Genomic DNA, 18,679 nt, shown 5'->3' on the forward strand with positions numbered 1-18,679 from the left:
TCACGGAAGGACCTCCGGGGCAGGAAGCGGTTCGGTCATGAGATCAGGGGTGGGGGACGAGGCGGGTCGGCGGTCCCGTACGGCGCCCGCCTCGGGCAGCCGCAGGGTGAAGGTGGAGCCCTGGCCCTCGGTGCTCCAGACGGTGACCTCGCCGCCGTGCGAGGCGGCGACGTGCTTGACGATGGCCAGGCCGAGCCCCGTACCGCCGGTGGCGCGGGAGCGGGCCGGATCGACGCGGTAGAAGCGCTCGAAGACGCGCTCCTTGTCCTTGTCGGGGATGCCGATGCCCTGGTCGGTGACGGCTATCTCGATGAGATCGCCGGAGGGGGCGGCGACACGGCGGGCGGCGATGCCCACCCGTGTACGGGCCGGTGAGTAGTTGACCGCGTTCTCGACGAGGTTGCCGAGAGCGGCGGCGAGCTGGCCGCGGCTGCCCCAGACCCGCAGGTCGGCGTCGCCTCCGGAGACCATGGTGATCTGCTTGGTGGAGGCGGGCTGCCGGGAGCGGTCGATCGCCTCGGCGACGAGTTCGTCCACGGACACGGGCTCGGAGTCTTCCAGCGGGTCGTCGTTCTGCACGCGGGAGAGGTCGATGAGCTCCTGTACGAGGTTGGTGAGGCGGGTCGCCTCTATCTGCATGCGGCCGGCGAAGCGGGTGACCGCCTCGGGGTCGTCCGAGGCGTCCATGACCGCCTCGGAGAGCAGGGAGAGCGCCCCCGTGGGGGTCTTGAGCTCATGGCTCACGTTGGCGACGAAGTCGCGCCGTACCGCTTCGATACGACGGGCCTCGGTCAGGTCCTCGACCAGGAGCAGCACGAGGCGCGAACCCAGCGGGGCCACCCGGGCGGAGACGGCGAGGGCCTCGCCGCGTCCGGTGCCGCGCCGCGGCAGGTCCAGCTCGACCTGCCGTATCTCCCCGTCGCGGCGGGTGTCGCGGGCCATGTTGAGCATGGGCTCCACGGCCAGCTTCCCGCCCCGGACCAGGCCGAGCGCGTACGCCGCCGAGCTGGCCTTCACCACGGAGTCGCTCTCGTCGAGGACGACCGCGGAGGAGCGCAGCACGGACAGCACGGTGTCGACGCCGGGCGGGAGCACGGCGTCGGTGTGCAGGGAGGTTCGGGTGGGTCTCGCCTGGTCGCGCTCGCTCCAGCGGAACGCCAGCATGGCGATCACGCCGGTGCACACTCCGGCGATCGCGGCCAATGCGGCAACCGCCGCGTTCACGTCCATGCCTCAAGGTTATGCGGGGTGGCGGACACTCTCCCAGCCGTCCGAGTGGCTCCTCGAACAGTCGTCGCCCAGAGTTCACTCTCAGGACCTGGCCGGTTCATTTGTCGCGACCGGGGCAGTGGCGTGCGTAGCCCAGAGTTCACCTTGGGGAAAGTGCCGGTTCATGTGTGCGGGTGGAACCGGACGCGTAGGGGGCCGAACGTGGGAGCGTGGGGGTCCGACGCCCCACCCGGACCCCGGAGCTTTGCGTAGAGAGGGACACCATGCGGGACGCGTACCACGAGGAACTGGATTCGATCGGCGAGAGCCTGGTCGAGATGGCCCGACTCGTCGGGTCGGCGGTCGGGCGGGCCACGACGGCGATGCTCGACGCGGATCTCAAGCTCGCGGAGAGCGTGATCGCGGCGGACCAGAAGGTCGACGACCTCCAGCACGACCTGGAGGCCCGGGCGATAGCACTGCTCGCGCGGCAGCAGCCGGTGGCGACCGATCTGCGGATCGTGGTGACCTCGCTGCGCATGAGCGCCGACCTGGAGCGCTCGGGCGACCTGGCGCAGCACGTCGCGAAGCTGGCGCGGCTGCGGTTCCCGGACTCGGCCGTACCGCGTGACCTGCACGCGACCATCCTGGAGATGGGCCAGCTGGCGCAGCGCCTGATGGCGAAGGCGGCGGAGGTCATCATCACGAAGGACGTCGACCTGGCGCTCCAGCTGGAGCAGGACGACGACGAGATGGACCTGCTGCACCGGACGCTGTTCCAGCACCTGATCGACGACCGCTGGAAGCACGGCATCGAGACGGCGGTCGACGTGACGCTTCTCGGCCGCTACTACGAGCGGTTCGCCGACCACGCGGTGTCGGTCGCGAAGCGGGTCGTCTACCTGGTGACGGGTGAGCACGCGGACGAGCTGCAGGCGGCGGACTCGCCGGTCGAGGGCGCATAGGGCGCTCGGGGTCCGTCGGGCGGCGCGGGCGCCGATGCGCCGTTGATGCGCCGGTCCGAGTGGGCATGCAATGGGGGGAGGCGATGTGCGCCTCGAAAGGGAGGGACCCCCATGGCCGAATCCCCCATGCCGACCGAATCCGGAGCGGAGGCGCCGCGCGAGGCGGTGTTCCTGCCCGTGCTGGGCGCCTGCGGGTGCGGCTCGGGCTGCGGCTGCGGCTGCCAGTCGGGTTCGCCGTGCCAGTGCGGCGGCTGCTCGGGCTGACAGCGAAGGGGTGGGGCGCGGGCATCCGCACCCCACCCCCCTCCGCGCACGGGTCAGATGTCGAGGACGCCGACGGTCTGGCCGCCGCTGAGCTCACCGGTCGGGCGGAATCCGAGCCGGTGGTAGAAGGCGCCGGGGCCGTCGTCGCCCGGCTCCCAGGTGACGTAGAGGCGCCGCTCGCCGCGCCGCCGCAGCTCGTCGCGTACGGCTTCGACGGCGAAGCGTCCGTACCCCTTGCCCTGGACGTCGGAGGCGATGTTGAGCCGCCAGAGACCGCTGCGGCGGTCGGCGGGGTCCTTCTCCTCGTTCCACGGGATGTCGAGGAAGGCCATGAGGAAGCCGACGAGCCGGTCGCCGTCGAAGATCAGCCGGGGCCAGGCGGTGTCCCCGTGCGCGTACGCCTCGGCGAGGGAGCGCGAGACGGGGGAGACGTTCTTCTCCTGATGGGGGTGGACGCGCAGGCCGAGGGCGGCGTCGACGGTGGCGGGGGTGACCTTCTCCAGGCGGAGGGGTGAGGGTCGGTCGGGGGCCGGGGTGGCGGGAGGCGTGCTCATGGCCAGGACCGTAACGATTCCGCGTGATCACCACCGCCGAATTTCGGTGCGGGCAGGATGGCCCCCATGGTTCCCACGACCGCCCGGCTCCGCCGCCGCGCACTCCTCGCCGCCGCCGTACTGTCGGCCCTGCCCGCGCTGGCCGGCTGCGGCGTCGGGTCCGCGGGCGTCACGGGCGTCACCGTGACGGCGGAGGGAGCGCCGGTGGGCGTGGTCCTGGTGTGCCACGACCGGATCGACACGGCGGTGCTGTACCCGGACGAGCCGGTCACCGACCCGGACGCGGACGTCACGGCGGAGGCCGCGGAACCGGAGTACACGGACTCCTGGTCGGCGGCCACGCCCGTCGAGGACTTCTCGACCTGGCCCCTGACCCTCCCGCCGGGCGCGGAGACCGCCACCCTCTTCTGGACGCCGGAGGAACCTCCGCGCCCCCTGGAGCCGGGTCGGCTCTACACGCTGTACGGCGCGACCCGGGACAACTCGTGGTCCACGGACCACCACTCGTTCACCCTGGCCGACCTGAAGCACCTCACCCCGGACCGGGTCAGCTACACGCACGGCGACACGGTCCGCACCACGACCCTCACGGATTTCCGGGCCCACGCCTGCGACGCCTTCTGACGACACGCCGAGGCCGCCTCCCCGCCGGGCGCGGCGGGAAGGGGGCTCGTACGGGGAGAGCGTGCGTCAGGGTTACTTCTTGCCCTGGTTCTTGACCGCCTCGATCGCCGCCGCCGCGGCTTCCGGGTCGAGGTAGGTGCCGCCCGGGTTGAGGGGCTTGAAGTTCTCGTCGAGCTCGTAGGCGAGGGGGATGCCCGTCGGGATGTTGAGGCCCGCGATGGCCTCGTCCGAGATGCCGTCGAGGTGCTTGACCAGGGCGCGGAGGCTGTTGCCGTGGGCGGCGACCAGGACCGTGCGGCCGGTGAGGAGGTCGGGGACGATCGCGTCGTACCAGTACGGGAGCATCCGCTCCACGACGTCCTTCAGGCACTCGGTGCGCGGGCGCAGCTCCGGCGGGATCGTCGCGTAACGCGCGTCGTGCGCCTGCGAGTACTCGCTGTCGTCGGAGAGCGCCGGCGGCGGGGTGTCGTACGAGCGGCGCCACAGCATGAACTGCTCCTCGCCGAACTCGGCGAGCGTCTGGGCCTTGTCCTTGCCCTGGAGGGCGCCGTAGTGGCGCTCGTTGAGGCGCCACGAGCGGTGGACCGGGATCCAGTGGCGGTCCGCGGACTCCAGCGCGAGCTGGGCGGTGCGGATGGCGCGCTTCTGGAGGGAGGTGTGCAGCACGTCGGGGAGCAGGCCGGCGTCCTTGAGCAGCTCGCCGCCGCGCGTCGCCTCCTTCTCGCCCTTCGCGGTGAGGTTCACGTCCACCCAACCGGTGAACAGATTCTTCTCGTTCCACTCGCTCTCGCCGTGGCGGAGGAGGATCAGCTTGTACGGTGCGTCGGCCATGCGTACGAGCCTAATGGACCTCTGACGATTGACGCGCGTCGTCAATTGGCTGGCGTCCGACACATGAGATGCGTAAGTTACGGACGCCGGAAGCAGGGCTTACGCAGACCAAGGGGCCGCCACACATGTCCATCGACTCGCTCAGACGATCAGCCCGGGCGACGGTCTCCGGCTTCCCGCAGGGCTTCTGGTGGCTCTGGCTCTCGACCCTGGTCAACCGGACCGGGGCCTTCGTCCTGACGTTCCTCTCCCTCTACCTGACCGTGGAGCTCGGCCACTCCGCCTGGTTCGCCGGACTCGTCGTCGCCCTCCACGGTCTCGGCGGCGTCGCCGGCTCCCCGCTCGGCGGCACCCTCACCGACCGCTGGGGCCGGCGCCCCACCATGGTCACCATGCACCTCGCGGCCGCCGCCTGCGCCGCCGCCCTCGCCGTCGTCACCAGCGCCTGGGCCATCGCGACGGTCGTCCTCCTCATGGGCGTCGCGATGCAGGCCGTCCGCCCCTCCATCAACGCCACCATCGCCGACATGGTCCCCGCCCACGACGTGCGCCGGGCCTACGCCCTCAACTACTGGGCCCTCAACCTCGGCTTCGCCATCGCCTCCATCGGCGGCGGCGCCGCGATCTTCCTCGGCTACCGCACCCTCTTCGTCGTCGACGCCGTCGCCACCACCCTGTGCGCCGTCATCGTCTTCCTGCGGCTCCCCGAGACCCGCCCCCAGGCCCGTACCGACAAGGCCGGCGAGCCGGTCGTCGAGGCCAAGGTCAGCATGGTCACCGTGCTGCGCGACGCCCCCTTCCGCACCCTCGTCCTCCTCAACCTCCTCGTCTGCCTCGTCTTCACCGCCCCCTGGATCGGTCTCCCCCTCACCATGGCGGACCAGGGCCTCTCGCCCTCCTCGTACGGCATGGTCATCGCCGTCAACGGCATCGTGATCGTCGGCTTCCAGCTGCTCGTCAACAAGCTGACCGACAAGCGCTCCCCGGTCCTCCTGCTCACCCTCTCCTCCCTCCTCTTCGCCGTCGGCACCGGCGCCACCGCCCTCGCCGGCTCCCCCGTGGCCTTCGCCGCGACCGTGATCGTCTGGACGGTCGGCGAGATGATCCACGTCCCGACGAACGCCGCCGCCACCGCCCGTCTCGCCCCCGAGCACGCCCGGGGCCGCTACCAGGGCGTCATGGGCATGTCCTGGGCCGTCGCCGGCTTCGTCGCCCCGATCGGCGCCGGCGCCGTCGTCGGCGGTCCCGGCCCCGACGTCCTGTGGGCGGCCACGGCCGCGATCGGCGCCCTCGCCGCCGTCGGCTACCTCACCCGTCTGCGCAAGGCCCTAGCCGACGACGAGGACGGCGTCCCGATGCCGCTGCCCGACCCCCGCGCTACCGAGGCCGCGCCCGCCACGGCCAAGGACGCCCAGACCCCCGTCGGCTCCTGACCCCCGCTCACCGCCCTCACCCGGTGCCGTAGGCCGCCCACCGCACCAGGCCGAAGCCCTTCCCCTCCCTGCGCACCTCGGCGGCACCGGCGCCGCCGAAGTGCGCGGGCACGACCAGCTCCCGCTGATCGGCGGCGCGTTCGAGGATCCGGCGGCGGCTGGTCGCCGCCCGGTCCGCGTCCAGGCAGAAGCAGCTGGCGCAGGAGGGGTCGAGGATCTGCACGGGGCTGTGGAGGAGGTCTCCGACGAAGACCGCCCGGTCCCCGCCGGACGCGAGCCGCAGTACGGCGGAGCCGGGGGTGTGGCCGGGCGCGGACTCCAGGACGAGGTTCTCGTCGATGCGGTGGGACCCGTCCCACAGATCGACCAGCCCGGCGCGGTGCACGGGCGCGACGCTGTCCTCGTAGACGAGCCGGTCCTCCTCGTGGAGGCCGTCGCCGTACGCGTTCCCCGGACCGAAGTGGACGTCGTCGGCGGCCGGGACGAGGTACCGGGCGTTCGGGAAGGTCGGCACCCAGGTGCCCCGGTCGTCCCGGGTGTTCCAGCCGACGTGGTCGGCGTGCAGGTGGGTGTTGACGATGACGTCCACCTCCTCGGGGCGGATCCCGGCCCGCTCCAGAAGGCCGGGGAAGTCGCCCCGCCGCTGGTGGAAGTGCGGCGAGTGCGGCCGCTCGCGCCCGTCGCCGACGCCCGTGTCGACCAGGACGGTCCGGCCGCCGCTGCGCAGCACCCAGCTCTGCAGCGCCATGACCGCGCTGTCGGTGTCCGGCGCCCAGTGGTCCGGCGCGAGCCACTCCTCGTTGGCCTGCCACAGGTCGGCCCCGGAGTCGGGGACGAGGCCGCGGGCCGGGGCGAACGGCCCCTGCCACTCGACGATCCGGAGGATCTCGACGTCCCCCAGGACGATGCTCGGTGTGCTCTCGTTGGTCATGAAACCGACCCTAGGGAGGGGTGGTTGAGCCTCTCAATGCTCGTGGGGCTCCCCTGGATACGCGAGACGCTCACCGCCCCGACCGGGGCGGATACCCTGCCGCCCATGGACGTGGTCAGCGACGCGATCTCGGCCGTCCGCGCCGGGCGGCCCTCCTCCGACCGGGTACGGGTGGGCGGGCGCTGGTGCGCGCGGCTCGATCCGTACGACGGCGCCGGCTTCCACATCGTCCTGAAGGGCGGTTGCTGGCTGCTGCCCGACGGTGGCGCACCGGTCGCGCTCGGCGCGGGAGACGCGGTGCTGCTGCCGCACGGGACGGGGCACGTCATCGCCGACGCGCCCGCCGACGCGGCCATGCTCGCGCGGGCGGTGCCCTTCGTCCCGTGGCGGGACGGCGGTCCGCCCGGCTCGCCCCTCACCCCGTCCCCGCCCGGGTCCGGCGGGCGCGAGGTGGAGATGCTCTGCGGCAAGTACCGGCTCGACCGCAGCCACGCGCACCCGCTCCTGGCGGAGCTCCCTCCGGTCGTCCACCTGCCGAGCCGGCCCGGTGCGCATCCCGAACTCCGCGCCGCCATCGACCTGCTGGGCGGCGAACTCGACGAGCGGCGACCCGGCTCGGGCGTCGCGCTGCCCAGCCTGCTCGACCTGCTGCTCGTCTACATGATCCGTTCGTGGCTGGCCGAGGGTACGGCCGGAGCCTGGCCGGCCGTCCTCGGCGACCCGGTGACCGCCGCCGCGCTGCGCGCGCTGCACTCCGACCCGGCCGCCCCGTGGACCACCGACCGGCTCGCGGCCGAGGCGGGGGTCTCCCGGCCCACGCTGGCCCGCCGTTTCACCGCGCTCGTCGGCAGGCCTCCGATGGCGTATCTGACGTGGTGGCGGCTGACCCGCGCCGCCGCCCTGCTCCGGGAGACCGACGATCCGCTGGCGGCCGTCGCCCGGCGGGTCGGCTACAGCACGCCGTACGCCCTCTCGCACGCCTTCCGCCGGGAGTTCGGCACGACGCCGGGCCGGTACCGGAGCAGCGGGGACCCGGGCAGCCGGGCCCCCGCTGCCCCCGGCACGCGTGCCGGCTGACCCCGGCCGAGCGCCCGTCAGCCCCGGCCGAGCGCCCACCGCCCCCGGCCGAGTGCCGACCAGCCCCAGGCGAGTGCCCGCTATCCCCGGCCGAGTGCTCGCTGGGCCTCGTACAGGTTCCGCGGGCGGACCGACCCCGGGGTTCCGTACGCCTCCACGCGCGCGTGGAGGTCGCCCGTGAAGTCCGGGACGTCGGTCTGGTCGAACTCGCGGACCTCGCTGATGCCGACCGTCGCGCTGTACGGGGCGATGGTGTCGATCTTCACCAGCCCCGCCCGGCCGTTGGTCACCGTGACGTTCCAGTGGGCGAACCGGGCCCCGTAGAGCGGGCCCGCGGAGGCGTCGCCGCCGTGCCGGCCGTTGTTCTCGACCGTGATCTCGGTCCGTACGTTGGCGAAGGGCATGCCCCGGTGGGTGTCGAAGGTGCCCATCTCCATCACCCCGCGCGACCAGACGTTGTGGCTGGACAGACCCTCGACGTTGATGCCGTGGAGCTGGGTCCCGGCCGGTGCGGGGACGGTACGGGCCGCGACGCGGAACTCCTCGACCAGGTTGTCGTGCGCGCCCTCGCGGCAGAAGTACGGGTGGTGGGAGCCGCGCCCCTCCACCCGCGTACGGCGCAGGGTGCAGGCGGAGGCGGCGACGAGCCCGAAGCCGTTGTCGACGTGGCGGACCACGACGTCCTCCGCCCAGCAGTCGTACGCGCACTGGAAGGTGACGCCGTTGTACCCCTGGTCGAGCAGGTGCGGTGACTGCGGGGTCTCCACCGCCTCCAGGGTCAGGCCCACCACCCCCGAGCCGGTGAGCGGCTCCGCCCCGGAGATCAGCCGGGGGTCCCACTCCGGGCGGAGGTCGAGCGGAAGGGGCCGTTCGAGGGTCACGGTCCGGCCCCGCACGGAGGTGATCCGTACGGGCCACTCGTAGGGGACGTAGCTGGTCAGCTTCGTCCTCTCGTCCCAGGTGTACGCCTCCGGGCCCGGGCCGCCCCCCGCCATGTGCTCCAGGAGCGTGTGGTCGGGATCGTCGGCGAGGCGGAGGACGACGAGTCGGCCGCGCCGGAGGGCGGAGGGGTCCTCGACGGTGACCGAGCGGTCGCCCCGGCGGGCCGGGCGGAGGGTCGTCAGCGTGGTCCACTCGTCGCGACGGTTGCCGGTCCAGCCCTCGAAGGGCCAGGCCCGGTCCCGTATCGCCGCGACGAGGGAGGCGTGCCGGGCGCGCGGGGAGAGCCAGATCAGGCCGCCGGCCCAGGACCAGGAGGACTTGTCGCCGCCGTAGCGGGAGCCGTACGGGCCGATCAGCTCGGTGAGGTTCCGGGTGGCGAGCAGGGTCGTGCGGCCGGAGCCCGCGCCGCGCAGGACGGTTCCGCTGTGGCCGATCCGGAGGTAGTCGTCGATCCGGTACGTGCCCGGCGGCAGCAGGACCGTGCCGCCGCCGCGCTCCCCCGCCGCCGCGAGGGCCCGGTTGAGGGCGGGCGCGGAGTCGGCCGATCCGTCGGGGGTGGCCCCGTAGGCGAGCGCGTTCGCCACGACGGGCGGGCGGGGCGCGCGGCGGGCTCCGGCGTGGGCGCCGGCCCGGCCCACGTAGGGGATCTGGGGGTGGGTGTAGGGGTCGGCTTCGAACTCCCGCCAGAGCTCCGCGGGGCGGGTGGGGGGAGCGAGGCCGGTGGTGCCCAGTGCCGCGGTCGTGGCTCCCGCGACTGCCACCGCGCCGCCGACGAACTGCCTTCTGCTCAGTGCCATGCCTCTGAACCTTTCACGTATATGAATGGTGTTCAGATCTGCGTCGGGCGTGAGCATGGCACTGCGCGGCTCTTGCGGGAAGAGGTCAGTTACCGGGTTTCTGGGTCAGGTTCTTGAACGCGTCGAGGTTCCGGGTCGACTCGCCGCGCGAGACCCGCCACTCGTACTCACGACGGATCGCCGAGGCGAACCCCAGCTCCAGCAGGGTGTTGAAGTCGCCGTCCGCCGCCTCCAGGACCGAGCCGAGCAGCCGGTCCAGCTCCTCGGGCGTGACCGCGGAGAGCGGCAGCTTGCCGGCGAGATAGACGTCGCCCAGGGCGTCGACCGCGTAACTCACCCCGTACAGCTTGAGGTTGCGTTCCAGCAGCCAGCGGTGGACGCCCGCCTCGTTCTCGTCCGGGTGGCGGATGACGAAGGCGTTGAGGGAGAGCGAGTGGCGGCCGGTGCGCAGCGACAGCGTCGTGAAGAGCTTGCGCGTGCCGGGGAGTTTGACCACGTAGGAGCCCGGTTCGGGGGACTCCCACTCCAGCTCCGCGTCCTTGAAAGTGTCCTCGACGATCCGTCGGACGTCCTCAGCCTCAGCCATGGTGGGAGCGTACGCGACGGCGGTTCTCCCGCAGCCGATGGTCGTGCACGGCGGCCGTGTACACGTCCGCCGTACCCGAGGCCGCCGTGTCCCAGCCGAACGAGCCGGCGTGCCGGGCCGCCGCCGCGCCCATCGTGGCCGACAGCGACGGATCGGCCACGAAGCGGCCGAGCGCGCGGGCGTAGTCCGCCGGATCGTGGCCCTGGACGAGGAAGCCGGTCACGTCGTCCCGTACGGCCACGGGCAGACCGCCCACCGCCGCCGCGACGACCGGGGTGCCGGCCGCCTGCGCCTCTATGGCGACCAGACCGAAGGACTCGCTGTACGAGGGCATGACCAGGACGCTCGCCGCGCGGAACCAGTCGGCGAGCCGGTCCTGGCCCACCGGCGGGTGGAAGCGCACGATGTCCGCGATGCCGAGCCGGGCCGCCAGCTTCTGCAGCCCCTCCGGCTTCGCGAGGCCGCTGCCGCTCGGGCCGCCGACCACCGGAACGATCATGCGCGAGCGCAGCGAGGGATCCTGGTCGAGGAGCACCGCGGCGGACCGCAGCAGGATGTCCGGGGCCTTCAGCGGCTGTATGCGGCCGGCGAAGACCGGGATGAAGGCGTCCTGCGGCAGCCCGAGCCGGGCGCGGGCGGCGGCGCGGCCGTCGGCGGGACGGAAGTGGTCGAGGTTGACGCCCGGGTGGACGACCGCGATCTTGCCGGGGTCCGCCTCGTAGAAACGGGCGAGCTCGTCGGCCTCCTCGGCCGTGTTGGCGATCAGCCGGTCGGCGGCCGAGACGATCTGCGTCTCGCCGATCACGCGGGCCGCGGGCTCGGGCGTGTCGCCCTCGGCCAGCGCCGCGTTCTTGACCTTCGCCATGGTGTGCATGGCGTGGACGAGCGGGACGCCCCAGCGCTCGGCGGCGAGCCAGCCGACATGGCCGGAGAGCCAGTAGTGGGAGTGGACGAGGTCGTAGTGGCCGGGCCGGTGGCCCGCCCACGCCTGCATCACGCCGTGCGTGAAGGCGCAGAGCTGGGCCGGCAGCTCCTCCTTGGCCAGACCCTCGTACGGACCGGCGTCGACGTGCCGGACGAGGACACCGGGGGTCAGCTCGACGACCGGGGGCAGGCCGCCGGTCGTGGCCCGGGTGAAGATCTCCACCTCGATGTCGATGGCGGCGAGCCGTTTCGCCAGCTCGACGATGTAGACGTTCATACCGCCCGCGTCGCCCGTGCCCGGCTGGTGCAGCGGGGAGGTGTGGACACTGAGCATGGCCACCCGGCGCGGGGTGCGGTTCCGGCCGGGGAGCCGGAGCCTGCTCGGCGCCGGGTGCCGGTGCCGGGTACCGGCGAACCGGGACACGTACTGGCTCACGTCGGCGGTCCTTCCGCTCGAGGGCAGTGTCGTCGGGCATGACGGCGGGAGGACGTGGTGCGCCCTCCGGCTCCGACAACAGCGGAATGGCCTCTTTCATTTCCACCCCGGGGGGCACTTTGCCAATTAATTACCGGGTGGGTGGTCGGTGGGCCGGTGGTCGCTCGGCGGGCGGAGGGCTTGGTGGGCGGGCCCTCGGTGACGGGAGTCCCCCGGCGGGCGGGGCCCTCGGCGGGGGTCGCTCGGCGGGCGGGCCCCCGGCCGCCGGGCCCCCGCGCTCGCCGGCCGGGGAGCGACCCGTACCCCTTACGCTCTTCGCATGGCCCCGCGCACCACCCGCCCCGTCGGCACCCCGACCCGCGGGACCACCAACCCCAACCGTCTGCGCCGCATGGACCGCTGGATCGCCGCCGTCCACGGACCCGCCCTGCGCCGCTCCCCCGAGCCGCCGCTCGCCGTGGACCTCGGCTACGGGGCCGCCCCCTGGACCGCCGTCGAACTCCTCGCCCGGCTGCGGACCGCCGAACCCCGCACCCGCCTCTACGGCATCGAGATCGAACCCGCCCGCGTCGAGGCCGCCAAGCCGTACGAACACGAGGGCCTCTCCTTCCTGCACGGCGGCTTCGAGGTGCCGGTGCCCGGCGAGGTCCACCTCATCCGCGCGGCGAACGTGCTCCGCCAGTACGACGAGGAGCAGGTCGCGGCCGTCTGGAAGCGGCTGTGCGGGCGACTCGCACCCGGCGGGCTGCTCGTGGAGGGCACCTGCGACGAGATCGGGCGCCGGCACGTCTGGGTGGCGCTCGACCGGAGCGGACCGCGCACGGTGACCTTCGCGACCCGGCTCGGCTCCCTGGAGCGCCCCTCGGACCTCGCGGAGCGGCTGCCGAAGGCGCTGATCCACCGCAACGTGCCGGGCGAGCCGGTGCACGCGTTCCTGCGGGACTTCGACCGGGCGTGGGCGGCGGCCGCCCCGTACGCCTCGCTCGGCGCGCGGCAGCGGTGGATCCGCGCCGCCCGCGACCTGGCGGCGGACTGGCCGCTGACGGACGGTCCCCGCCGGTGGCGCCAGGGCGAGCTGACGGTGCGGTGGGAGGCGCTGGCACCCCGGGGGTGAGGCCGCGTCCCCGCCATCTCCCCGCGGGCCTCGCTTTCCCCAACTCCCGCTGAATTTCCCGTACGCCGGGAACGCCACGCGCGCATCACTCGTCCCCCCTGGGGGGAACAGGCCCGACAGGCCCCGGTTTCCCCTGTTGCTTTGCGGTTTCGCATGGCACTATCGCCAAGGTCACCGTCAAGTTACTGACGGTAAATCAGATTTGGTCACTCGAGGGGGAGCTCGTGAACCGACGCCGCCACGCCACTGCCGCGATCACCGTGATCTGCGCCCTGACCGTGCTGGCCTCTCCCGCACTGACCCTCCAGGCCGCCGCCGCGCCCCTGCCGCCCGCCCCTCCGAAGAAGAGCCTGGAGGAGGTGCGCAAGGAGATAGACACCCTGTACCGGCAGGCCGCCGTCGCCACCGACGCGTACAACCTCGCGGAGGAGAGGACCAAGGAGCAGTCCGCGGAGATCGTCCGGGTCGCCCGGATGATCGTGGAGGGCCGCGAGAAGATCGAGGACCTCAAGGCCAAGGCCGGCGCCGCCGCCCGCGCCCAGTACCGCAACGGCGGACTGCCCGACGGCGCGCAGCTCGTCCTCACGAACGACCCGCAGCTCTTCCTCGACGCCGCCGGACGCCTCAAGGACGGGGCGAAGGCCACCACGGACCTCCTCGGCGAGATGACCCGCACCCAGGCCCAGTTGGACGTCTACGCCAAGGAGGCGGGCGTCAACTGGACGAGGCTGGAGGCCAACCGCGTCCGGCAGGCCGCGGCGAAGAAGGAGATCAACGACAAGATCGCCGCCGCCAAGAAGCTGGAGTCCGAACTCGCCGCCGAGGAGCGGGAGCGGCTGCGGCGCCTTGAGGAGCAGGCGCAGCAGAAGGCCCAGACGACCTGGCTCGGCACCGGCGCCCTCACCGGCCTGACCACGGACGCGACGCCGGAGGCCAAGAAGGCGATCGCGTACGCCACGGCCCAGATCGGCAAGCCGTACGGGTGGGGGGACGAGGGTCCGCGCGCGTACGACTGCTCGGGCCTGACCCAGAGCGCGTGGGGCTCGGCGGGACGGCAGATCCCGCGCACCTCGCAGGAGCAGTGGCGCCTGCTGCCCCGCGTGGACATCAAGGACATGCGGCCGGGCGACCTGATCGTCTACTTCAAGGACGCGAGCCACATCGGGATGTACGTCGGCAAGGGCACGATCGTGCACGCGCCGCGTCCCGGCCGGAACATCACGCTCGCGGGAGCGGGCTCGATGGAGATCCTGGGAGTCGTCCGCCCGATGTGACGGAGCCAGGGGCCCCCGCCCCGTCCGGGGCGGGGACGGCACGACGACGGCGACGTGGATGACGACGACCACGGCGACGTGAGCAACGACGGCGACGCGTACGGCCGCGACGCGTACGGCGACGGCGACGCGTACGACCGCGACGCGTACGGCGACGGCGACGTGTACGACCGCGACGGGTACGGCGACTGCGACGGCGACGTGACGGAGTGCACGCGCCGAAGCGGAACCGGGAAACCTCACCCGGCGTGACCTTTCTCATTGCCCCGGGGCCGCCCCTCCGGCCCTCCGGGGGCAAGTACCTCCCCTTCCGCGGCATATGCCAACACCGACGCGCGCACCCGCCCCCTGATCACCATTCCGCTGCGCACCGCCCTACCGCTATGGTCCGGGACGGGCGGGGCGCCACCCGGCGCCCTGCGCACCCTCGGGGGGAGGGAAGGAAACCCGGACCGATGCCCGTATCCCTACCGCGGCAGAGAAACGTCTCTGCTGATGCGGGACCCGGCGAAGCCACCGCTACGGACGCCACCGCCATGGACGCCACCGCTATGACAGGCACAGTCACAGGCACCGACCGCACCGATCTCACTCTCCTGGTCGTCGAGGACGACCCGGCGGGTGCCCTCGCCGTGCCCGAACTCCTCGACGCGGCGGACGCCGCCGGCACCCGGGTCCGCATCCGTACCGCCCGCAACCTCACCGAGGCCGAGCGGCTCCTCACCGACGACGTCCACTGCGTCCTCGTCGACCTCTCCCTGCCCGGCCCCCGGGCCGCCGCCGGCGACGACCCGCTCGCCCCGCTGCGCCACATCCTGCGCCTCGCCCCGCGCCACGCCGTTCTCGCCCTCGCGGCCTCGGCCGACGCGGAGCTGGCGGCCGAGGCGGTACGCGTCGGGGCCCAGGACCACCTCTTCCGCGAGGAACTCGACGGGCGGCTGCTCAGCCGGGCCATCCGGTACGCGGTCGAGCGCAAGCGGGCCGACGCCGTCCAGGTCAAGCTGGCCGAGTCCCGGCTGAGGGCCCAGGAGAACGCCCGCCTCGAACGCGGCCTGCTCCCCACCCCCCTCCTGGAGGGCTCCGACCTGCGGTTCGCGGCCCGCTACCGGCCCGGCCGGTCGCGCGCCCTGCTCGGCGGCGACTTCTACGACACGGTGCGTACGCCCGACGGCACCGTCCACGCCATGATCGGCGACGTCTGCGGGCACGGCCCCGACGAGGCCGCCCTCGGCGTCGAGCTGCGGATCGCGTGGCGGGCCCTGACCTTCGCGGGGCTGTGCGGGGACGAGCTGCTGTCGACGATGCAGCAGGTCCTGGAGCACGAGCGGGAGAGCGAGGAGATCTTCGCGACCCTCTGCACCGTCGACATCGCGCCCGACGGGCGCCGGGCGGGCCTGTGCCTGGCCGGCCACCCCTCGCCGCTGATCGCCCGGCAGGGGCGGACGGCCCGGCTGCTGCCGTACGAGGACGGCGGCCCGGCCCTCGGCCTGCTGCCGCGCGCCCGCTGGCCGCGCCGCCAGGTGGAGCTCGGCGGGTCCTGGAGCCTGCTCATGTACACGGACGGACTGATCGAGGGCCGCTCGGCCGGACCCGGCTCGCCGCGACTCGGCCAGGACGGGATGGTCGCGATGATCAACCGGCAGCTGGCCTCGGGGCTGCGCGGCGAGGAGCTCCTGGAGGCGGCGGTGACGGAGGTCCGGTCGCTGAACGGCGGCGAGCTGACGGACGACGTCGCGGTCCTGGCCCTGGAAAGGGACAGGACCCGGGGCTGAGCCCCGGGTCCCGCTGTCGGTCACTTCTTCGATCGTCCGCGCCTCTCCGGCCGCCGGCTGCTGTCGCGGCCGGCCACCGGCCGTCATCGCGGCCCCGGCCCGAAGGCCCCGGCCGCCGTCGGCGGCGGGTCGGCTACCTGCCGCCGTTGTAGGGGCCGTACGGTCCGTCGCTGCTGGAACCGCCGCCCCGGCGACCCCCGCCGCCGCCCGAGACCTGCTGGAGCGCCGGGCGGACGTCCACCATGAAGACGATGGCGGCGATCACGCCCGCGATCTGCAGGAACAGCATCGGGAAGAGCAGGTTCAGGGCGAGGTTGATGCCCAGGACGATCAGCCAGAACTTCTTCGTCTGCTTCTCGGCGGCGCGGTACGCGTCCTCGCGCGCCAGAGCGGCGAAGACGAGCGCGGCGACGGCGAAGCCGGTGAAGATCAGGAACATCACCAGGGAGAGAAGGGAGTCGAATCCCGCGCGCAACATGCTGAGCACCGCCTAGAGAAGAGGGGAAGAGCGCCTCGCGGTCAAGGTACCCGTTCCAACGCCCCGGGTACCCCCTATGGTGCCCGCCCTACTCCTTCTCGGCGGCGACGGTCGCCTTCTTGGCGGGCGCCTTGCGGGCGGTGGTCTTCCGGGCGGGCGCCTTCTTGGCCCCGGCGGCGTCGGCGGACCCGTCCGATGCGGCGGGCGCGTCGGCGGACTCCGCCGTGTCCTCGGCCTTGGTCTCGTCCGGCTCGACGACGACGGCGATCTCGACGATGTCCTCGGCGACCTCGCCACGCCAGGCCTTGACGGCCTCCTCGCCGTGGGCGGCGACCTCCTCGTACTTCTCGCGCGCCTTCACGGCGTACTCGGCGGCGACGCCGACACCGCGCAGGGCGAGGTCCTGGGCCGTCTCACCGAGCTTCTTGAGGTCCGTGTCGAGACCGCCGACGACATCGGCGAACTTCGACTGCACGGTGGCCTGGGCCTCCTTGGCCTGCGCGGTCACCTTCTCCTGCACGACCTTCGGGTCGGTGTTCCGCACGGCCTCGATGCGGGCGGGCGCCTCGGCGGCGAGCTGCTCGATGAGGCCCGGCACCTTCTTGGCCTGCTGCGCGACGAGGTCGGCGGTGCCGGCGGCGAAGTAGAGAGGGGTACGCAGTTCGTCGATGATGGCCATGCTGGTGGTCCTCCCGGATGTGGCGTACGAGCGAGTGGCGGGTGCGGCGAGCGGGCTAGGTCAGGGGTGGTTCGGCATCGGGCGCGGCGGCGCGGGCCCCGGCCGGCCGGGCGGCGGCCTCGTCGGCCGCTGCGGTGGCCGCTGCCGCGGCGGCCTCGACGACCTCGGTGGCGGCCGCGACTTCGGCGGCGTTCTCCTTGCGGAAGGAGTCGTAGATCTGGAGCAGCACCTGCTTCTGCCGCTCGTTGATCGAGGGGTCGGCCAGGATGACGGCGCGCGTCTCCAGCTCGTCCCGCTCCTTCTCGTCCAGGATCCCGGCCCGTACGTAGAGCGTCTCGGCGGAGATCCGCAGCGCCTTCGCGACCTGCTGCAACACCTCGGCGCTGGGCTTCCGCAGCCCCCGCTCGATCTGACTCAGGTACGGGTTCGACACCCCGGCGGCGTCGGCGAGCTGCCGCAGGGACAGCTGGGCGGTCCGCCGCTGCTCGCGGAGGTAGTCACCGAGATTGCCGACGTTGAGCGATGCCATGCCCCGACCATGCCAGCCATTGCTAACTATTGCAAGCACCTGCTTGCAATAGTCGCCCTGCGCGTCCCCGCGTGCCATGCTGGTGGGCGTGACCCTGGAGGACCTCGTGCGGCTGCGCCGGGCGCGGGACGTGATGGACCGCGACTACGCGCTGCCGCTGGACGTCCCCGCGCTGGCCCGCGTCGCGCTCATGTCGACCGGGCACTTCGCCCGCAGCTTCCGCGCCGCGTACGGCGAGACCCCGTACAGCTACCTCATGACCCGCCGCGTCGAGCGGGCCAAGGCCCTGCTCCGGCGGGGCGACCTGAGCGTGACGGACGTCTGCTTCGCCGTCGGGTGCACCTCGCTCGGGTCGTTCAGCACCCGCTTCACCGAACTCGTCGGCGAGACCCCGTCCGCCTACCGGGCCCGCCGCCACGAGGACGGCGCCGCCATCCCCGCCTGCGTCGCCAAGATCCGCACCCGACCGGTCCGCAGGACCTGACCGGAGTCCCGGGCACCCGAATCCCGGACCGAGGCCCTGTACCGAGCCCCTGGCCCGCAAGTCCCCGGACCGGAGCCCCGGACCGCCACCCCCGCACGGCCGCCCCGGGCCGCGAGCCCCCGGGCCGGGCGACCGGCGGCCGGGTACCGCCCCACCCATCGGTCAGGATCGGAGAAGCGGATTCCCGCGCCCGGCCGTAGCGTCGATCGCATGAACGTCAAGCTCTCGCAGTGCTTCATCGCCGTCGACGACCACGACAAGGCCCTCGCCTTCTACCGCGACGCCCTCGGTCTCGAAGTGCGCAACGACGTCGGTTTCGAGGGGATGCGCTGGGTGACCGTCGGGTCGCCCGCGCAGCCGGACGTGGAGATCGTCCTCGAACCGCCGCTCGCCGACCCCAACGCCTCCCCCGCCGACCGCCAGGCCGTGGCCGAACTCCTCGCCAAGGGCATGCTGCGGGGCGTGATCTTCTCCACCGAGGACGTCGACGCCACCTTCGAGCAGGTCCGGGCGGCCGGCGGCGAGGTCCTCCAGGAGCCGGTCGACCAGCCGTACGGCGTCCGCGACTGCGCCTTCCGCGACCCGGCCGGCAACATGCTCCGGTTCACCCAGCCCCGCACGACGTGACCGTCCCGGCCGGCCGGCCGACCGGCCGACTGACCGGCTGACCGGCTGACCGGCCGACCGGCCCAACCGTCGACCGAGCCGTCGCCAGGGCCACCGCCCGGCCCGTCCGACCCGCCCCGCGCGGGCCGAGCCTCCCCCTCACCCCTCCC

At 73.1% G+C, this 18,679-nt stretch carries 21 protein-coding genes; 11 read left to right on the forward strand and 10 right to left on the reverse strand.

The features are described 5' to 3' along the window. Positions 1 to 1,230, reverse strand: coding sequence for a two-component system sensor histidine kinase PhoR (gene phoR, locus ABT129_RS20725; protein ID WP_351903330.1), 1,230 nt, complete (start codon positions 1,228 to 1,230; stop codon positions 1 to 3). Between the two features lie 263 nt (positions 1,231 to 1,493). On the opposite strand from phoR, the gene phoU reads away from it, so the two are divergent. Together phoU and ABT129_RS20735 are read left to right on the forward strand one after the other, a co-directional pair. Then, on the forward strand, positions 1,494 to 2,174 hold the full coding sequence (gene phoU, locus ABT129_RS20730) for a phosphate signaling complex protein PhoU (protein ID WP_351903333.1): 681 nt from the start codon (positions 1,494 to 1,496) through the stop codon (positions 2,172 to 2,174). A gap of 111 nt (positions 2,175 to 2,285) precedes the next feature. Then, the gene (locus ABT129_RS20735) at positions 2,286 to 2,438 is read left to right on the forward strand and encodes a hypothetical protein (protein ID WP_351903336.1); all 153 of its coding nucleotides are present in this window, start codon (positions 2,286 to 2,288) and stop codon (positions 2,436 to 2,438) included. 53 nt (positions 2,439 to 2,491) lie between these two features. On the opposite strand, the gene ABT129_RS20740 is transcribed toward ABT129_RS20735, so the two are convergent. Then, positions 2,492 to 2,992, reverse strand: a complete 501-nt coding sequence (locus ABT129_RS20740; RefSeq protein ID WP_351903339.1) for a GNAT family N-acetyltransferase — start codon at positions 2,990 to 2,992, stop codon at positions 2,492 to 2,494. A 66-nt stretch (positions 2,993 to 3,058) separates the two neighbouring features. Between ABT129_RS20740 and ABT129_RS20745 the strand changes: the two genes are divergently transcribed. Beyond that, positions 3,059 to 3,616: a hypothetical protein gene (locus tag ABT129_RS20745; protein ID WP_351903342.1), complete on the forward strand. Its 558-nt coding sequence runs from the start codon at positions 3,059 to 3,061 to the stop codon at positions 3,614 to 3,616. Between the two features lie 72 nt (positions 3,617 to 3,688). Here the strand turns inward: ABT129_RS20745 and ABT129_RS20750 are convergent, their stop codons facing one another. Continuing rightward, on the reverse strand, positions 3,689 to 4,447 hold the full coding sequence (locus tag ABT129_RS20750) for a phosphoglyceromutase (RefSeq protein ID WP_351903345.1): 759 nt from the start codon (positions 4,445 to 4,447) through the stop codon (positions 3,689 to 3,691). A 125-nt stretch (positions 4,448 to 4,572) separates the two neighbouring features. On the opposite strand from ABT129_RS20750, the gene ABT129_RS20755 reads away from it, so the two are divergent. Then, a complete protein-coding gene (locus tag ABT129_RS20755; RefSeq protein ID WP_351903348.1) occupies positions 4,573 to 5,880 on the forward strand; it encodes an MDR family MFS transporter in 1,308 nt (435 codons plus the stop codon). A 16-nt stretch (positions 5,881 to 5,896) separates the two neighbouring features. On the opposite strand, the gene ABT129_RS20760 is transcribed toward ABT129_RS20755, so the two are convergent. Next, entirely contained in the window at positions 5,897 to 6,811 is a 915-nt protein-coding gene (locus ABT129_RS20760; protein WP_351903351.1) for an MBL fold metallo-hydrolase, read from the reverse strand. 105 nt (positions 6,812 to 6,916) lie between these two features. Between ABT129_RS20760 and ABT129_RS20765 the strand changes: the two genes are divergently transcribed. After that, a complete protein-coding gene (locus ABT129_RS20765) occupies positions 6,917 to 7,888 on the forward strand; it encodes an AraC family transcriptional regulator (RefSeq protein ID WP_351903354.1) in 972 nt (323 codons plus the stop codon). An 80-nt stretch (positions 7,889 to 7,968) separates the two neighbouring features. Here the strand turns inward: ABT129_RS20765 and ABT129_RS20770 are convergent, their stop codons facing one another. The 3 genes from ABT129_RS20770 to mshA form a co-directional block, all read right to left on the reverse strand. Further along, positions 7,969 to 9,627 (reverse strand): glycosyl hydrolase family 28-related protein, encoded by a 1,659-nt coding sequence (locus ABT129_RS20770; protein WP_351903357.1) that lies wholly within the window; start codon positions 9,625 to 9,627, stop codon positions 7,969 to 7,971. Between the two features lie 85 nt (positions 9,628 to 9,712). Beyond that, the gene (locus tag ABT129_RS20775) at positions 9,713 to 10,213 is read right to left on the reverse strand and encodes a type III secretion system chaperone family protein (RefSeq protein WP_351903360.1); all 501 of its coding nucleotides are present in this window, start codon (positions 10,211 to 10,213) and stop codon (positions 9,713 to 9,715) included. Continuing rightward, positions 10,206 to 11,573: a D-inositol-3-phosphate glycosyltransferase gene (mshA, locus tag ABT129_RS20780; RefSeq protein WP_351903362.1), complete on the reverse strand. Its 1,368-nt coding sequence runs from the start codon at positions 11,571 to 11,573 to the stop codon at positions 10,206 to 10,208. The genes ABT129_RS20775 and mshA overlap by 8 nt, the downstream gene beginning before the upstream one ends. Before the next feature lie 319 nt (positions 11,574 to 11,892). Here mshA and ABT129_RS20785 point away from each other — a divergent pair, with 319 nt between their 5' ends. The 4 genes from ABT129_RS20785 to ABT129_RS20800 all read left to right on the forward strand — a co-directional run bounded on the left by ABT129_RS20785 (position 11,893) and on the right by ABT129_RS20800 (position 15,733). Continuing rightward, positions 11,893 to 12,687 carry a class I SAM-dependent methyltransferase gene (locus ABT129_RS20785; RefSeq protein ID WP_351903365.1) on the forward strand — a complete coding sequence of 265 codons (795 nt, stop codon included), beginning with the start codon at positions 11,893 to 11,895 and terminating at the stop codon, positions 12,685 to 12,687. A gap of 224 nt (positions 12,688 to 12,911) precedes the next feature. After that, positions 12,912 to 13,961: a C40 family peptidase gene (locus tag ABT129_RS20790; protein ID WP_351903367.1), complete on the forward strand. Its 1,050-nt coding sequence runs from the start codon at positions 12,912 to 12,914 to the stop codon at positions 13,959 to 13,961. Positions 13,962 to 14,015: 54 nt separating this feature from the next. After that, positions 14,016 to 14,213 carry a hypothetical protein gene (locus ABT129_RS20795; protein WP_351903370.1) on the forward strand — a complete coding sequence of 66 codons (198 nt, stop codon included), beginning with the start codon at positions 14,016 to 14,018 and terminating at the stop codon, positions 14,211 to 14,213. A 284-nt stretch (positions 14,214 to 14,497) separates the two neighbouring features. Next, positions 14,498 to 15,733: a PP2C family protein-serine/threonine phosphatase gene (locus ABT129_RS20800; RefSeq protein ID WP_502981833.1), complete on the forward strand. Its 1,236-nt coding sequence runs from the start codon at positions 14,498 to 14,500 to the stop codon at positions 15,731 to 15,733. A 133-nt stretch (positions 15,734 to 15,866) separates the two neighbouring features. Here the strand turns inward: ABT129_RS20800 and ABT129_RS20805 are convergent, their stop codons facing one another. The 3 genes from ABT129_RS20805 to ABT129_RS20815 form a co-directional block, all read right to left on the reverse strand. Then, a complete protein-coding gene (locus tag ABT129_RS20805) occupies positions 15,867 to 16,211 on the reverse strand; it encodes a DUF2516 family protein (RefSeq protein WP_351903376.1) in 345 nt (114 codons plus the stop codon). Positions 16,212 to 16,299: 88 nt separating this feature from the next. After that, a complete protein-coding gene (locus ABT129_RS20810; protein WP_351903379.1) occupies positions 16,300 to 16,890 on the reverse strand; it encodes a hypothetical protein in 591 nt (196 codons plus the stop codon). A 55-nt stretch (positions 16,891 to 16,945) separates the two neighbouring features. Beyond that, positions 16,946 to 17,419 carry a helix-turn-helix domain-containing protein gene (locus ABT129_RS20815; protein WP_351903382.1) on the reverse strand — a complete coding sequence of 158 codons (474 nt, stop codon included), beginning with the start codon at positions 17,417 to 17,419 and terminating at the stop codon, positions 16,946 to 16,948. A gap of 88 nt (positions 17,420 to 17,507) precedes the next feature. Here ABT129_RS20815 and ABT129_RS20820 point away from each other — a divergent pair, with 88 nt between their 5' ends. Both ABT129_RS20820 and ABT129_RS20825 read left to right on the forward strand, forming a co-directional pair. After that, the gene (locus tag ABT129_RS20820) at positions 17,508 to 17,903 is read left to right on the forward strand and encodes a helix-turn-helix transcriptional regulator (RefSeq protein ID WP_351903385.1); all 396 of its coding nucleotides are present in this window, start codon (positions 17,508 to 17,510) and stop codon (positions 17,901 to 17,903) included. 210 nt (positions 17,904 to 18,113) lie between these two features. Next, the gene (locus ABT129_RS20825; RefSeq protein ID WP_351903388.1) at positions 18,114 to 18,530 is read left to right on the forward strand and encodes a VOC family protein; all 417 of its coding nucleotides are present in this window, start codon (positions 18,114 to 18,116) and stop codon (positions 18,528 to 18,530) included. Positions 18,531 to 18,679 lie beyond the last annotated feature (149 nt).

The organism is Streptomyces sp. NPDC002057 (genome assembly GCF_040296665.1).
Lineage (GTDB): Bacteria > Actinomycetota > Actinomycetes > Streptomycetales > Streptomycetaceae > Streptomyces.

Coding starts and splice junctions, on each gene's coding strand:
- phoU (WP_351903333.1), top strand. CDS start 1,494: ATGCGGGACGCGTACCACGAGGAACTGGATTCGATCGGCGAGAGCCTG.
- ABT129_RS20815 (WP_351903382.1), bottom strand. CDS start 17,419: ATGGCATCGCTCAACGTCGGCAATCTCGGTGACTACCTCCGCGAGCAG.
- ABT129_RS20785 (WP_351903365.1), top strand. CDS start 11,893: ATGGCCCCGCGCACCACCCGCCCCGTCGGCACCCCGACCCGCGGGACC.
- phoR (WP_351903330.1), bottom strand. CDS start 1,230: ATGGACGTGAACGCGGCGGTTGCCGCATTGGCCGCGATCGCCGGAGTG.
- ABT129_RS20740 (WP_351903339.1), bottom strand. CDS start 2,992: ATGAGCACGCCTCCCGCCACCCCGGCCCCCGACCGACCCTCACCCCTC.
- ABT129_RS20775 (WP_351903360.1), bottom strand. CDS start 10,213: ATGGCTGAGGCTGAGGACGTCCGACGGATCGTCGAGGACACTTTCAAG.
- ABT129_RS20760 (WP_351903351.1), bottom strand. CDS start 6,811: ATGACCAACGAGAGCACACCGAGCATCGTCCTGGGGGACGTCGAGATC.
- ABT129_RS20800 (WP_502981833.1), top strand. CDS start 14,498: ATGGACGCCACCGCTATGACAGGCACAGTCACAGGCACCGACCGCACC.
- ABT129_RS20765 (WP_351903354.1), top strand. CDS start 6,917: ATGGACGTGGTCAGCGACGCGATCTCGGCCGTCCGCGCCGGGCGGCCC.
- ABT129_RS20745 (WP_351903342.1), top strand. CDS start 3,059: ATGGTTCCCACGACCGCCCGGCTCCGCCGCCGCGCACTCCTCGCCGCC.
- ABT129_RS20735 (WP_351903336.1), top strand. CDS start 2,286: ATGGCCGAATCCCCCATGCCGACCGAATCCGGAGCGGAGGCGCCGCGC.
- ABT129_RS20810 (WP_351903379.1), bottom strand. CDS start 16,890: ATGGCCATCATCGACGAACTGCGTACCCCTCTCTACTTCGCCGCCGGC.
- ABT129_RS20805 (WP_351903376.1), bottom strand. CDS start 16,211: ATGTTGCGCGCGGGATTCGACTCCCTTCTCTCCCTGGTGATGTTCCTG.
- ABT129_RS20770 (WP_351903357.1), bottom strand. CDS start 9,627: ATGGCACTGAGCAGAAGGCAGTTCGTCGGCGGCGCGGTGGCAGTCGCG.
- ABT129_RS20755 (WP_351903348.1), top strand. CDS start 4,573: ATGTCCATCGACTCGCTCAGACGATCAGCCCGGGCGACGGTCTCCGGC.
- ABT129_RS20825 (WP_351903388.1), top strand. CDS start 18,114: ATGAACGTCAAGCTCTCGCAGTGCTTCATCGCCGTCGACGACCACGAC.
- ABT129_RS20750 (WP_351903345.1), bottom strand. CDS start 4,447: ATGGCCGACGCACCGTACAAGCTGATCCTCCTCCGCCACGGCGAGAGC.